Genomic DNA, 13,805 nt, shown 5'->3' on the forward strand with positions numbered 1-13,805 from the left:
TCTGTGTGCGCGAAGCCGCTGAGGCGATGATCTTGTCAACGATGCGGAGGTAGGGGTTCCGCTTTCAGGGCCGGCCGGGCTTCAATACAACGCTCGCCGCTCACCACCGTGCGGCGGCGGGACACGCAACCGAGTGACCGACAACGTGAGGATTCAGTCCATGACGTCGCAGACGACTCTGGCCGGACCGGGCCGGCCGCCCGAGGGACCGGACCGTTCGGACCGGACAGGGCCCGAGGAGGGGCTCCAGGCCGGTCTCAAGAACCGTCACCTCTCGATGATCGCGATCGGCGGCGTGATCGGAGCGGGCCTCTTCGTGGGTTCGAGCGCGGGCATCGCGGCCGCCGGACCCGCCATCCTGCTGTCGTACGCGCTGGTCGGCCTGATGGTCGTCTTCGTGATGCGGATGCTCGGTGAGATGGCGGCCGCGCGTCCGGCGTCGGGTTCCTTCTCCGCCTACGCCGACCAGGCGCTGGGCCGCTGGGCCGGATTCTCGATCGGCTGGCTCTACTGGTTCTTCTGGGTCGTGGTGCTCGCCGTCGAGGCCACGGCGGGTGCCAAGATCCTGGAGAACTGGGTGCCGGGCGTCCCGCAGTGGGCTTGGGCGCTGATCGTGATGCTGGTGCTGACCGCGACGAACCTGGTCTCTGTCGGCTCGTACGGCGAGTTCGAGTTCTGGTTCGCCGGGATCAAGGTGGTCGCGATCGGCGCCTTCGTGCTCATCGGTCTGCTCGCCGTCTTCGGCGTGCTGCCCGGTTCGGACAACGCCGGTTCGGGGCTGGCCCATCTCACCGACACCGGCGGCTTCTTCCCCAAGGGGCCGGGCGCCATCCTCACCGGGGTGCTGATGGTGGTCTTCTCCTTCATGGGCAGCGAGATCGTGACGCTGGCGGCCGGCGAGTCGGAGAATCCGCAGCGCGCCGTCCAGAAGGCCACCAACAGCGTGATCTGGCGGATCGCCGTCTTCTACCTGGGCTCGATCCTCGTCGTGCTGACCCTGCTCCCGTGGAACGACCCGTCGATCCTCGAAAAGGGCAGCTACGTCGCCGCGCTCGACTCGATCGGCATCCCGCACGCCGGTCAGGTGATGGACGTCATCGTGCTGACGGCCGTCCTGTCCTGCCTCAACTCCGGCCTCTACACGGCCTCCCGGATGGCCTTCTCGCTCGGCCACCGCGGTGACGCCCCGAAGGCGTTCGCCCGGACCAACAAGCGGGGCGTGCCGCAGGCGGCCATCCTCTCCTCGGTCGTCTTCGGCTTCGTCGCCGTCTTCTTCAACTACCAGTGGCCGGACACCGTCTTCGCGTTCCTGCTGAACTCCTCCGGCGCGGTCGCCCTGTTCGTCTGGCTGGTCATCTGCTTCACCCAGCTGCGGATGCGCGCCATCATCCTGCGCGAGTCGCCCGAGAAGCTGGTCGTTCGGATGTGGCTCTTCCCGTATCTGACCTGGGCGACCATCGCGATGATCTCGTTCGTACTGGTCTACATGCTGACCGACGACGCGGGACGCGAGCAGGTGCTGCTCTCGCTGCTGGTCGCGGTCCTGGTGGTGGCCGTCTCGCTGGTGCGCGAGGCGCGCCGGCGCCGCGGCGACGTCCCGGCCGGGACCGTCGACAGTTGATGTCCCCCGCCTGACCGGGGCCGTCGTACCGCTCGCGTGCGGATCGCTCGCCGTGCACCGTTCACCGGACTTCTCCTCAGGCGGCGGGACCGCACCGAGGGCTTCCCCGACGCGCGGACACACGAAGAGGCTCGCCGGTCTGGTGTCGCACTGCGACCCGGCGAGCCTCTTCGAAGGGCGTTACGGCATCAGCCGCGACGGCCGACGAGCCTCCAGGACGCGGGCAGCGCGCCCATGGCGAGCGCAGCCTTGAGCGCGTCGCCGAGCAGGAACGGCGTCAGGCCGGCCGCGATCGCGGCGCTCGCCGACATGCCGGTGGACAGCGCCAGGTAGGGCACGCCGACCGCGTAGATGATCGCCGAGCCGAGCACCATGGTGCCCGCCGTACGCAGCACGGAGCGGTCGCCGCCGCGGCGGGCGAGGCCGCCGACCACGGTGGCGGCGAGCAGCATGCCGAGCACATAGCCGAACGAGGCACCGCCCGCGCCGGAGCTGCCGGCCGAGAACCACGGCATGCCCGCCATGCCGACGAGCGCGTACACGGCGAGGGCGAGGAAGCCGCGGCGGGCGCCGAGCGCGGTGCCGACGAGGAGCGCGGCGAAGGTCTGGCCGGTGACCGGGACCGGGGAGCCGGGGACCGGCACGGCGATCTGGGCGGCTATGCCGGTGAGCGCGGCGCCGCCGAGCACCAGGGCGGTGTCCACCGCGTAGCGGTGCCGGGCGGCGGGCAGCAGGTCGGCGAGGACCGCTCCGGTACGGACGGGGGCGGCGGCAGCAGTGCTCATCGGGACTCCGCGAGGTGAGGGCAGGGTGGGGACAGGGCTGAGCCTGACGTTAGCCGACGGAGCAATGCTCGATCACCGTCAGCGGCCCACAAAGCGGCGGTTGAGGGATTGGTGGGATTCATACAAGGAACGGCACGCAATCATCCTCGGGCGTGACACTCGTCACTGAGGTGAGAGGGGATCAGCCACCCGCGGACCGAGTAGGGCGCCGGGATTCGACTGTCGATTCCCTCTAAAAGGCCGATCCGCGCGAGAGACCCGCTCCACGCGGTGGTGTGTGCGCCTCGTGTGAGCATGGTGACCGTATAACGGACATCCGTTCCGTCTGAGCGATGTGCGTGTTCAGACTGGTACACATCCCCCAGTCACCGAACGAACAGAGCTCGTCCATGCCTCGGACCTCCGTGCCTCCCCCCACCGGCACCCCGGCCGCCACCTCCGACAACGGGACCGATTCGGCCCTCACCCACGGACTCAAACAGCGCCATCTGTCGATGATCGCCCTCGGCGGTGTCATCGGCGCCGGACTGTTCGTCGGCTCCGGCGCGGGTATCGCCGCGGCCGGCCCCTCGGTCGTCATCGCGTACGCCGTCTCCGGGCTGCTGGTCATGCTCGTGATGCGGATGCTCGGCGAGATGTCGGCGGCCAATCCGGCATCCGGTTCCTTCTCCGTGCACGCCGAGCGGGCGATAGGCCCATGGGCGGGGTTCACGGCGGGCTGGGCGTTCTGGGTGCTGCTCTGCGTCGCCGTCGGCCTCGAGGGGATCGGTGCGGCGAAGATCGTCACCGGCTGGCTGCCCGGGACTCCGGAGTGGGCCTGGGTGGCGCTGTTCATGGTGGTGTTCCTGGGGACGAACCTGGCCTCGGTGACGAAGTTCGGCGAGTTCGAGTTCTGGTTCGCCGCGCTCAAGGTCGTCGCGATCACACTGTTCCTGGTGCTGGGCGTGCTGGCGATCCTGGGAGTGCTCCCGGACACGGACGCCCCCGGCACCGCCAACCTCGACGGCGGGGGCGGCTTCATGCCGAACGGCTCCGAGGGGCTGGTCATCGGACTGCTCGCCTCCGTCTTCGCGTACGGCGGCCTGGAGACCGTCACCATCGCCGCGGCCGAGTCCGAGGACCCGGTGCGGGGTGTCGCGAAGGCCGTGCGGACGGCGATGTGGCGGATCGCGCTCTTCTACGTGGGCTCGATGGCGGTCATCGTCACGCTCGTCCCGTGGGACGACCCGAAGGTCGTGGAGGTCGGTCCCTTCTACGCGGCCCTGGACCACCTAGGCATCAGCGGCGCCGCCGAGATCATGAACGTGGTCATCCTGGTGGCCCTGCTCTCGGCGATGAACGCCAACGTCTACGGCGCCTCGCGCATGGCCTGCTCCCTGGTCGCCCGCGGCCAGGGCCCGAAGCGGCTCGGCAGGGTCTCGTCCGGCGTGCCGCGCGGCGCGGTCCTGGCCTCGTCCGCGTTCGGCTTCCTGTGCGTGCTGCTGAGCTACTGGCGCCCGGACGACGTGTTCCCCTGGCTGCTCAACATGACCGGCGCGGTGATCCTGGTCGTCTGGATCTTCATCGCCGTCTCCCAGCTGATCCTGCGCGGCCGGCTGGAGCGCGAGGAGCCGCAGAAGCTGGTGGTCCGGATGTGGCTGTTCCCGGCCCTGACGGTGGCGGCCCTCCTCGCCATGGCCGCCATCTTCTTCCTGATGCTCCGCCAGCCCGACACCCGCGACCAGCTGCTGGCGACGGGCGCGCTCACGGCGGTCCTGATCGCCATCGGCGTCGTACGGCAGCGGCGCTCCGGAGAAACAGGGACGACGGACGCGGGGAGCGCCCGGGCGCCCTCCTAGCCACCCGCTCCCGGTACGCCGGGCGGGCCGGACCACTCCGGCCCGCCCGGCGTTCTCGTGCGCCCGGAAAGCCGGAAGGGCGGTCGCGAGGCTCCCCCGTGACCGCCTGCCCGGCCGGAGTCCTACGCCGAAGGGCTGATCCCCCCTCAGCGCTTACTGCTGTTAGCCTGCTCTTGCATATAGATTGCAATAACAACAGGACGGCAGTTGGAGGGTTCGAACCATGGCCACGTACACGCTCCCGGAACTCCCGTACGACTACGCGGCGCTCGAACCGGTCATCAATCCGCAGATCGTCGAGCTCCACCACGACAAGCACCACGCCGCGTACGTCAAGGGCGCGAACGACACCCTGGAGCAGTTGGAGGAGGCCCGCGACAAGGAGGCCTGGGGAGCGATCAACGGGCTCCAGAAGAACCTCGCGTTCCACCTCTCCGGCCACATCCTGCACTCGATCTACTGGCACAACATGACCGGCGACGGCGGCGGCGAGCCCCTCGCCGCGGACGGCGTCGGCGACCTCGCGGACGCGATCACCGACTCCTTCGGCTCCTTCGCGGGCTTCAAGTCCCAGCTGACGAAGGCCGCGGCCACCACACAGGGCTCCGGCTGGGGCGTCCTCGCGTACGAGCCGGTCAGCGGCAAGCTGATCGTCGAGCAGGTCTACGACCACCAGGGCAACGTGGGCCAGGGCTCGGTCCCGGTCCTCGTCTTCGACGCCTGGGAGCACGCCTTCTACCTGCAGTACAAGAACCAGAAGGTCGACTTCATCGAGGCGATGTGGCGCGTCGTCAACTGGCAGGACGTGGCGAAGCGGTACGCGGCCGCCAAGGAGCGCGCGGACGTACTGCTGCTCGCCCCCTGAGCGAGGGGCACCCTGATCGTCCTGCCTCGTGATCGTCTTCTCAACCTTCACCGGGCAGGCGGATGAACGAGGGGTCCTCGCCCGGACATGACGGGCGAGGACCCCTCTTCAGGTCCGGCGTGACATGGCCGGCGCGACAGGGCCGGTGTGCCGGGGCCAGTATGCCGGGGCCAGTGCGACAGGGCCGGCGCGACAGGGCCGGGCAGGTTTCGGCGACCGCCGCGGTTTTGGCGACCGCCGCGGCCTCGGCGGCTAGCCGGTGACGAGGATCGCCATCAGCCCGTCGTACCCCTTGCTGCCGACCGTCTGCAGAGCGGTCGCGGTCAAGGTCGGCTCGGCCGCGACGAGTTCGGTGAACCGGCGCACTCCCCGCACCTTCGGGTCCTCGCTCGTGGCGTCGACCACCTCTCCGTCGCGCACGACGTTGTCGGCGACGATCAGGCTCCCGGGCCGGGTCAGCTTCAGCGACCAGGCCAGGTAGTCGGGGTTGCTCGGCTTGTCGGCGTCGATGAACACGACGTCGAACGGCCCGTATCCCTGCTCCGCGAGCTCCGGCAGCGTGTCGAGGGCCAGGCCGACCCGGATCTCCACGACATCCGCCAGGCCGGCGCGTTCGATGTTCCGGCGCGCCACCTCGGCGCACTCCGGATCGGCTTCGAGCGTGACGAGCCTGCCGCCCTCGGGCAGCGCGCGGGCCAGCCAGATGGTGCTGTACCCGCCCAGGGTCCCGATCTCCAGGACGGTCCGCGCCCCCTGGAGCCGGGCCAGCAGGTTCAGCAGCTTCCCCTGGTTGGCTGCGACCTGGATCGCCGGCAGCCCGGCCTTCTCGCTGGCCTCCACGGCCGCGTCCAGGGCCTCGTCCGAGCCCACCAGCAGAGCGTTGAAGTAGTCGTCGACCTCGGCCCACCGCGCCTGCGTCATGGCATGATCCCCTCTCGGCACCGATTAAGTTCCTAAAAGGAACTTACCCCATGTGAGGCGAATGGGATGATGGCGGCATCAGCATTTCCCCCGGAGAGGACATCATGACGATCACCGTGCGAGAGCTGGTGTACTACCCGGTCAAGGGCTGCGCGGGAACTTCGGTCGGCTCGGCGCAGGTCATCGGTACCGGCCTTGAGCACGACCGGACGTTCATGGTGGTGGACGCGGCGGACGGCGCCTTCCGCAGTCAGCGCACGCACCCCGCGATGGCCGCGATCAGGGTCGACGTCCTGCGCTCAGGCGCGGTGCTGGCACTCTCCGCAGAGGGCGTGGAGCCCCTGCGTCTGGACGTCGACCGGGACGGCCCGCGCCGCGAAGTCAGCATGTTCGACCGCCCACTCGGCGCGGCCGTCGACCAGGGGGAAACGGTCGCGGAATGGTTCTCCGACGTACTCGGGGCCAAGTCCCGCCTGGTGCGGGCGGCCCCCGGCTTCGACCGGGACGGCTGGGGCGACACCCCCGGCAAGGTCAACTTCGCCGACGCGCACGCGGTGCTGGTCACCTCGACGGCCTCCCTGGACGACCTCAACGCCCGGATCGCGGCACGAGGCGACTCCGACGCCGTCCCGATGGACCGCTTCCGCCCCAACATCGTCCTGACCGGCAAGGACGAACCGCACTTCGAGGACCGGGTGCGGCGGATGACCATGGGCTCCGTCGAACTCGCCCACTCGGTACGGGCGACGCGGTGCAGCGTCCCGCTCGTCGACCAGAGCACCGGCCGCCGCAAGGGCCCGGAACCGGTCAGGACCCTGGCGACGTACCGGCGCGAGGCGGAGTACGGGAACCGGGTCAGCTTCGGCGTGAAGAACGCGGTGGTCTGCGACGGCGTGGTGAACGTCGGCGACCCGGTCACGGTCCACAGCCTGGTCGGCCCGTAGAAGCCCCTGCCGCTCCCCCGCCCCCGCCCCTCTCCGTCAACGCACCGAAACCCACCTGACCGCAGCGCGCAAGTCGCCTATCGTCGAAGCCATTTGCCGGTACGGGACCTCGGCCCCGGCCGGTCCGGTAACGATGACGTGGAGGATGGTTGTGCGCTATCGCGAGCTGGGACGCAGTGGGCTGTCGGTGTCCGAGATCGGTTACGGCGCGTGGGGCATCGGTGAGTCCAGCTGGGTGGGTGCGAGGGAGGACGAATCCGTTCGCGCGCTCAACCGGGCCGTCGACCTCGGCGTGAACTTCATCGACACGGCGCGCGGCTACGGCGAGAGCGAGCGCATCGTCGGGCAGGTCGTGCGGGAGCGGACCGGTGACGACGTACTGGTCGCGACCAAGGTGCCGCCGAAGAACGGGGTGTGGCCGCCGGCGGACGGCACCGACCCGGCGGAGGTGTTCCCGGGCGAGCACATCCGTACCAGCCTGGAGACCAGTCTGTCCGCGTCCGGGCTGGACCACTTCGACGTGTTGCAGTTCCACGTCTGGCACGACGAGTGGGTGGGGCGGGGGGACTGGCTGGAGACGGTCGCCGAGCTGAAGCGGGAGGGCAAGATCCGTCTGTTCGGGGTCTCCGTCAACGACCACCGGCCCGAGAGCGCGCTCGCACTGGTCCGCAGCGGTGCGGTGGACAGCGTCCAGGTCATCTACAACGTGTTCGACCAGTCACCGGCCGACGAACTGCTGCCGGCCTGCGAGGAGCACGGTGTCGGGGTCATCGTCCGGGTCGCCCTGGACGAGGGCGGGCTGACCGGCCGGATCACCGCCGGCACGACGTTCCCGGAGGGCGACTGGCGCAACCGCTACTTCCGCGACGACCGTCCGGCCCAGGTCGAACAGCGGGTGGCGGCGATCGTCGCGGACCTGGGCATCGAGCAGGACGCCGTCGCGGAGCACGCGCTGCGGTTCGTGCTGAGTTCGCCCGCGGTCTCCACCGTCATCCCCGGCATGCGCAGCGTGCGCAACGTGGAGCGCAACACCGCGCTGAGCGACGGGCGTCCGCTCACCGCGGACCAGCTCGGCGTGCTGGCCAAGCACCGGTGGCAGCGGGACTTCTACGCCTGAGCCGTACAGGAGCGAAGGTCCGGGAGCGAAGGTCCGGGAGCGAAGGTCCGGGACCGCGGGTCCGGGAGCGTGAGAAAGCTCCCGGACCGGCGGTCCGCGGCCCGTTGAACGGGTCCCGGCAGCCGGACAGAACAACTGCAGGACAGCCCAGCAGGGCGTCAGTCAGACCCTGAGCCACGACCACCGGAACCCGCTACGAGTATCAATGTCAGACCTTTGCTGCATGCTGCACCGTATGGACACCAAGGACTTCTGGAAGCTGATCGACGACGCCCGGGCCCTGGTCACGGACCCGGCGGACGTGGAGGACGTGGCCGACCGGATCTCGGACCTGCTCACCGAGCGGCCGGCCCACGACATCGTCGTGGCGCAGCAGTTGCTGTGGGACCTGATGGCGGCTTCCTACCGGGCGCCGCTCTGGGCCGCCGCGTACACGATAAACGGCGGCTGCTCGGACGACGGGTTCGACTACTTCCGGGGCTGGCTCATCGGACAGGGCCGTGACGTGTTCGAGCGGGTGATCGGGGACCCGGACACGCTGGCGGAGCTGCCGTCGGTCAAGGAGGTCGCGGCCGACTACGAGGAGCTGGAGTGCGAGCGGATGCTCGGGGTGGTGTGGGCCGCGTACCGCCGGGTGACGGGCGAGCAGTTGCCCCGAGGCTCGTTCACGGTCGACTTCCCCGCTCTGGACCCCGCGTGGGACTTCGACTTCGACGACGAGGAGGAAATGGCGCGGCGGCTGCCGAAGCTGGACGCGCTGTACGCGTGAGACAGCCGGGTGCGGGCCCCGTGACGCACGGGGCCCGCACCCTCGCGGTCAGGAGAAGTCGGGCCCGGCCGTCCGGGTCCGCTTGATCTCGTAGAAGCCGGGGACCGACGCGACCAGCAGCGTGCCGTCCCACAGCTTCGCCGCCTCCTCGCCCTTCGGGGCGGGGGTGACGACCGGGCCGAAGAAGGCGATCTGCTCGCCGTCCGCGCCGGGCACGGCGATGACCGGGGTACCGACGTCCTGGCCGACCTTGTCGATGCCGTCCTTGTGGGAGGCGCGCAGCTCGGTGTCGTACGCGTCGGAGTCCGCGTACTCCACGAGCTCGGCCGGCAGGCCGACGTCCTTCAGCGCGCCCACGATCGCCTCACGGGTGGGGCCCTCGCCCTCGTTGTGGAAGCGGGTGCCGAGCGCCGTGTAAAGGGGGCCGACGATGTCGTCGCCGTGCTTCTGCTGGGCGGCGATCACCACGCGGACCGGGCCCCAGGCCTGGTTCTCCAGCATGTCGCGGTACTCCTCGGGCAGCTCGTCCAGCCGGTCCTCGTTGAGTACGGCCAGGCTCATCACGTGCCAGCGGATCTCGACATCGCGGACCTTCTCGACCTCCAGCATCCAGCGGGAGGTCATCCAGGCCCAGGGACAGAGCGGGTCGAACCAGAAATCGGCGGGGATCTTGCGGGCTGCCGTGCTGTTGTCAGACATGTCTCTCCTCAACCGGACCGATCTCCATCTGTGCGCGAGATCTCTGCGCGAGAACACCGACGGACGCTCCGGCCATTCCCGCATGCCCGGCCGGGAGGCGGCATGGGAGGATCAAAGTATTCGAACGTGACACAAAGGAGTGTGCTCGTGCCCGGTGAAAACCTGTCCCGCGACGAGGCCCGCGAGCGGGCCGAGCTGCTGACCGTCGACGGTTACGACGTCGAGCTGGACGTCCGGTCCGCCATCGGCGAGCCCGACGGGGACGGCGAGCGGGGCTCCGGTCCGCGGACGTTCCGCTCGGTGACCACGATCCGGTTCCGCACGGCACGCGCCGGTGCGTCGACCTTCGCCGATCTGATCGCACCTGCCGTGAACGCGGTGACGCTGAACGGCACGGCGCTGGACCCGGCGGCCGTCTTCGACGGGACCCGGGTGGCGCTGTCGGACCTGCCGGAGGGCAGCCACGTCCTGGTGGTCGACGCGCAGTGCGCGTACAGCCGGACCGGCGAGGGAATGCACCGGTTCGTCGACCCCGAGGACGGCGAGGTCTACCTCTACACGCAGTACGAGCCGGCGGACTCCAGGCGCGTCTTCGCCAACTTCGAGCAGCCCGATCTGAAGGCCCCCTTCCGCTTCCGGGTGACGGCGCCCGAGGCGTGGACGGTCTGGAGCAACGGGGCCGAGGAGTCCCGTGACGGCGGGGTGTGGCGGTTCGCCGAGACGAAGCCGATCTCCACGTACATCACGGCGGTCGTGGCCGGTCCGTACCACTACGTGACCGACTCCTACACCCGTACCTTCGACGACGGCACGGAGCTGGAGATCCCGCTCGGCGCGCTGTGCCGCAAGGGGCTCGCCCGGCATTTCGACGCCGACGACGTCTTCCTGATCACCAAGCAGGGCCTGGACTTCTTCCACGACAACTTCGACTACCCGTACCCGTTCGGGAAGTACGACCAGGCGTTCGTGCCCGAGTACAACCTCGGCGCGATGGAGAACCCGGGCTGTGTCACGTTCCGTGAGGAGTACATCTTCCGCGGGAAGGTGACGCAGGCGGCGTACGAGAGCCGGGCCAACGTCATCCTGCACGAGATGGCGCACATGTGGTTCGGCGACCTCGTCACCATGCAGTGGTGGGACGACCTGTGGCTCAAGGAGTCGTTCGCCGACTTCATGGGCGTCTTCGCCATGGTGGAGTCGACCCGTTTCGAGGACGGCTGGATCACCTTCGCCAACAACCGCAAGTCCTGGGCCTACCGCGCCGACCAGCTGCCGTCCACGCACCCGATCACGGCCGACATCCGTGACCTGGAGGACGCCAAGCTCAACTTCGACGGCATCACCTACGCCAAGGGCGCCTCGGTGCTCAAGCAGCTGGTGGCGTACGTGGGACGGGACGCGTTCCTGGAGGGCGCCCGGCGCTACTTCAAGAAGCACGCGTACGGCAACACCCAGCTGGGCGATCTGCTGTCGGTGCTGGCCGAGACGTCCGGTCGGGACATGACCGGCTGGTCGCGCTCCTGGCTGCAGACCGCGGGCGTCAACTCGCTGACGCCGCTCGTGACATACGACGCCGCGGACCGGATCACCGAGCTGGCGGTCCTCCAGGAGGCCGCGCAGTCGCACCCGGAGCTGCGCCCGCACCGGGTCGCGGTCGGCCTGTACCGGCGCACCTCCGGCGGCGACCTGGTGCGTTACGCACGGGCCGAGGTCGACGTGGCGGGGCCGCGCACGGTGATCGGGGAGCTGGCCGGGGCCGAGCGGCCCGAGCTGATCCTCGTCAACGACGACGACCTGACGTACTGCAAGGTCCGGTTCGACGAGGTGTCGCTGACCACGCTGCGCGCGCACCTCGGTGACATCACGGATCCGCTCGCGCGGGCGCTGTGCTGGTCCGCGCTGTGGAACCTGACCCGGGACGGGCTGATGCCGACCCGCGACTTCGTCTCGCTGGTCCTGGACTTCTCCGGCCGGGAGACGGACATCGGCGTCCTGCAGATGCTGCACGCCTGGGCCCGGACCGCGCTGGTGCATTACGCGGCGCCCGCGTGGCGCGAGGAGGGCGGCCGGGCGCTGGCCGAGGGCGCGCTGCGTGAGCTGCGGCTCGCGGCGCCGGGCAGTGAGCACCAGCTGGCCTGGGCCCGGTTCTTCGCGGCGGTCGCCGCGTCGGACACGGACTTCCAGCTGCTGTCCGGGCTGCTCGGCGGAACGGCCCGGATCGACGGGCTCGACGTCGACCAGGAGCTCCGGTGGGCGTTCCTGTCCCCGCTGGCCTCGCACGGGCTCGCCGACGAGTCGGTGATCGATGCCGAGCTGGCCCGCGACGACACCGCGTCCGGCAAGCGCCACCAGGTGCGCTGCCTGGCCTCGCGGCCGTCGGCCGCCGTCAAGGCGCAGGCGTGGGCGGGTGTCGTGGAGTCGGACGCGCTGTCCAACGCGCTGGTGGAGGCCACCATCCTGGGCTTCGCGCAGTCGTCGCAGCGGGAGCTGCTCGCGCCGTACTCGGGCACGTACTTCGAGGTGATCGAGCGGGTGTGGGCAGAGCGGTCGATCCAGATCGGGATGGCCGTGGTGAAGGGCCTGTTCCCGGCCCTGCAGGACGACCCGTCGACGCTTGCGGCGACGGACGCGTGGCTGGCGGCGCACGCGGACTCGGCACCGGCGCTGCGGCGGCTGGTGCTGGAGGCCCGGGACGACCTCGCGCGCGGGCTGCGGGCGCAGGAGTGCGACGCGACGGCGGCAGCCGTCTGACGGCCCGGTCCGGGGTCGGCAGCGGTGCGGTGGGCCGGTCCCGGCCCGTCCGGCGAGGGGTTCGGTCCCTGAACGCCGGACGGGCCGGGGGTGTGGGCGGGAGGCGCGCGACGGGGGTGGGCGCGCCCCCTGCGGCCGGTTCGCAATCCCGGCGGGCCGGGCCTTTTCGGCTGTCGAACGTCTGTACTTTAGGACGGCGTTGTCCTGGAATGTCGACGGGCCTGTAACAGGGGTTACGCCCCCTGTCGCGAGCGGGATATCCCGGAGCATGACCCAGAACGCCCCGCTCCCTCCCTGCCACTTCCGCGTCACCTCCGATGTGCGGCAACGCGTACTGTCCGCAGCCCAGTTGAAGGCCCGCGGCATCTCCGCCGCGCAGGCCGCCGGGCAGTGCGGGACCGGTGGTCCGTGGCAGCGGCCGCTGCCCGGTGTCTACGTGCTGCATCCGGGGCCGCTCAGCGACCGGGAGCGGCTGCGGTCCGCCCTGCTGCACGCGGGACGGCCACCGGCCTCCGGACGGCGGGCCGGGCCCGCGCGGACCGGTGGCACCGACCCCGCGTACGGCGAGGCGATGGTCACCGGACTGGCCGCGCTCTCGCTGTACGGGTTCGCCGCCGCGCCGCCCGCGATCTCCCTGGACCGCATCGACGTGCTGGTGCCCCGGGTCCGCCGGCCGCGGTCGGCCGGGTACGTCCGGCTGGTGCGGACGCCCGAGCTGCCGGAGCCCGAGCTGCTGGACGGGCTGCCGGTGGCCCCGGTGGCCCGTGCGCTGGCGGATGCCGTCGCCGGACTCGCCGACGCCTTCGCCGTACGCCGGCTGCTCACCGAGGCGGTCCGCGCCGGTCACTGCGAACCGGCCGTCGTGGTCGGCGAACTGAACCGGGTCAAGGCCCTGGGCCGCCCCCAGGTGGCGAACGCGGTGGACTCGCTGCTCGCCGAGGGCCGGGCACTGGCGGAGGACCGGCTGTACGACCTGGTGCGGGGGCACGGCCTCCCGGAACCGCTGTGGAACGTGGACCTGCGGCTCCCGGGCGGCACGCCTCTGGGCGGGGCCGACGCCTACTGGCCCGGGGAGGCGGTCGCCCTGGAGCTGGACACCAGGGCGCCGCGGTACAGCCGGCTCGGCGACGACCGCCCGCAGAAGGAGCACGAGGCGGAGTGGTCCGCGTACGCCGCCCGGCGCGAGCACCTGGAACGGCTCGGGATCACCGTCGTCCACCTCTCCCCCAAGAAACTGCGCGTCTCACTGGAGGAGCAGGCGGCCGTGGTGCGGACGGCGCTGATGGCGGCTGCCGCCCGTGAACCGGCCGCGTACGTGATGATCCTGCCCCGGTGAGGCTCCCGGTGGCTGCTTATCGACCGTTTCATCCCGCGTGACGCTTCGGTACCGGTGGCGAAAGTCCGCCATGTTCACAACTCTCACACCACAACTCTCCACAAACCCCTGTCCTTTACGAAAGGGTGAGCGGTCATCCGGTACCGATTTCCGGACTCT

At 70.4% G+C, this 13,805-nt stretch carries 11 protein-coding genes; 8 read left to right on the forward strand and 3 right to left on the reverse strand.

The window, feature by feature from the left end:
- The first annotated feature begins 160 nt into the window (after window positions 1–160).
- The gene (locus FHX80_RS07680) at window positions 161–1,621 is read left to right on the forward strand and encodes an amino acid permease (RefSeq protein WP_145763511.1); all 1,461 of its coding nucleotides are present in this window, start codon (window positions 161–163) and stop codon (window positions 1,619–1,621) included.
- A gap of 188 nt (window positions 1,622–1,809) precedes the next feature.
- Here FHX80_RS07680 and FHX80_RS07690 read toward each other — a convergent pair whose 3' ends face one another.
- Entirely contained in the window at window positions 1,810–2,406 is a 597-nt protein-coding gene (locus FHX80_RS07690) for a biotin transporter BioY (RefSeq protein ID WP_145763513.1), read from the reverse strand.
- A gap of 389 nt (window positions 2,407–2,795) precedes the next feature.
- On the opposite strand from FHX80_RS07690, the gene FHX80_RS07695 reads away from it, so the two are divergent.
- Window positions 2,796–4,244, forward strand: coding sequence for an amino acid permease (locus tag FHX80_RS07695; protein WP_145763514.1), 1,449 nt, complete (start codon window positions 2,796–2,798; stop codon window positions 4,242–4,244).
- Between the two features lie 223 nt (window positions 4,245–4,467).
- Window positions 4,468–5,109: a superoxide dismutase gene (locus tag FHX80_RS07700; protein ID WP_145763515.1), complete on the forward strand. Its 642-nt coding sequence runs from the start codon at window positions 4,468–4,470 to the stop codon at window positions 5,107–5,109.
- A gap of 252 nt (window positions 5,110–5,361) precedes the next feature.
- Here FHX80_RS07700 and FHX80_RS07705 read toward each other — a convergent pair whose 3' ends face one another.
- On the reverse strand, window positions 5,362–6,030 hold the full coding sequence (locus FHX80_RS07705; RefSeq protein ID WP_145763516.1) for an O-methyltransferase: 669 nt from the start codon (window positions 6,028–6,030) through the stop codon (window positions 5,362–5,364).
- Between the two features lie 104 nt (window positions 6,031–6,134).
- On the opposite strand from FHX80_RS07705, the gene FHX80_RS07710 reads away from it, so the two are divergent.
- The 3 genes from FHX80_RS07710 (at window position 6,135) to FHX80_RS07720 (ending at window position 8,860) form a co-directional block, all read left to right on the forward strand.
- Window positions 6,135–6,974, forward strand: a complete 840-nt coding sequence (locus FHX80_RS07710; protein WP_145763517.1) for an MOSC domain-containing protein — start codon at window positions 6,135–6,137, stop codon at window positions 6,972–6,974.
- A 151-nt stretch (window positions 6,975–7,125) separates the two neighbouring features.
- A complete protein-coding gene (locus FHX80_RS07715) occupies window positions 7,126–8,091 on the forward strand; it encodes an aldo/keto reductase (RefSeq protein WP_145767133.1) in 966 nt (321 codons plus the stop codon).
- A 223-nt stretch (window positions 8,092–8,314) separates the two neighbouring features.
- Window positions 8,315–8,860, forward strand: a complete 546-nt coding sequence (locus tag FHX80_RS07720; protein WP_341874008.1) for a DUF4240 domain-containing protein — start codon at window positions 8,315–8,317, stop codon at window positions 8,858–8,860.
- Window positions 8,861–8,908: 48 nt separating this feature from the next.
- Here the strand turns inward: FHX80_RS07720 and FHX80_RS07725 are convergent, their stop codons facing one another.
- A complete protein-coding gene (locus tag FHX80_RS07725; protein ID WP_145763518.1) occupies window positions 8,909–9,559 on the reverse strand; it encodes a mycothiol-dependent nitroreductase Rv2466c family protein in 651 nt (216 codons plus the stop codon).
- A 147-nt stretch (window positions 9,560–9,706) separates the two neighbouring features.
- Here FHX80_RS07725 and pepN point away from each other — a divergent pair, with 147 nt between their 5' ends.
- Window positions 9,707–12,310, forward strand: coding sequence for an aminopeptidase N (gene pepN / locus FHX80_RS07730; protein WP_145763519.1), 2,604 nt, complete (start codon window positions 9,707–9,709; stop codon window positions 12,308–12,310).
- Window positions 12,311–12,578: 268 nt separating this feature from the next.
- A complete protein-coding gene (locus FHX80_RS07735; RefSeq protein WP_145763520.1) occupies window positions 12,579–13,646 on the forward strand; it encodes a hypothetical protein in 1,068 nt (355 codons plus the stop codon).
- Window positions 13,647–13,805 lie beyond the last annotated feature (159 nt).

Origin of the sequence: Streptomyces brevispora (assembly GCF_007829885.1) — a bacterium.
Lineage (GTDB): Bacteria > Actinomycetota > Actinomycetes > Streptomycetales > Streptomycetaceae > Streptomyces > Streptomyces brevispora.

What these genes read in the sequence shown, in the direction of transcription:
- FHX80_RS07680 (WP_145763511.1), top strand. Translation starts at nt 161, where the DNA reads ATGACGTCGCAGACGACTCTGGCCGGACCGGGCCGGCCGCCCGAGGGA.
- FHX80_RS07690 (WP_145763513.1), bottom strand. Translation starts at nt 2,406, where the DNA reads ATGAGCACTGCTGCCGCCGCCCCCGTCCGTACCGGAGCGGTCCTCGCC.
- FHX80_RS07695 (WP_145763514.1), top strand. Translation starts at nt 2,796, where the DNA reads ATGCCTCGGACCTCCGTGCCTCCCCCCACCGGCACCCCGGCCGCCACC.
- FHX80_RS07700 (WP_145763515.1), top strand. Translation starts at nt 4,468, where the DNA reads ATGGCCACGTACACGCTCCCGGAACTCCCGTACGACTACGCGGCGCTC.
- FHX80_RS07705 (WP_145763516.1), bottom strand. Translation starts at nt 6,030, where the DNA reads ATGACGCAGGCGCGGTGGGCCGAGGTCGACGACTACTTCAACGCTCTG.
- FHX80_RS07710 (WP_145763517.1), top strand. Translation starts at nt 6,135, where the DNA reads ATGACGATCACCGTGCGAGAGCTGGTGTACTACCCGGTCAAGGGCTGC.
- FHX80_RS07720 (WP_341874008.1), top strand. Translation starts at nt 8,315, where the DNA reads ATGCTGCACCGTATGGACACCAAGGACTTCTGGAAGCTGATCGACGAC.
- FHX80_RS07725 (WP_145763518.1), bottom strand. Translation starts at nt 9,559, where the DNA reads ATGTCTGACAACAGCACGGCAGCCCGCAAGATCCCCGCCGATTTCTGG.
- FHX80_RS07735 (WP_145763520.1), top strand. Translation starts at nt 12,579, where the DNA reads ATGACCCAGAACGCCCCGCTCCCTCCCTGCCACTTCCGCGTCACCTCC.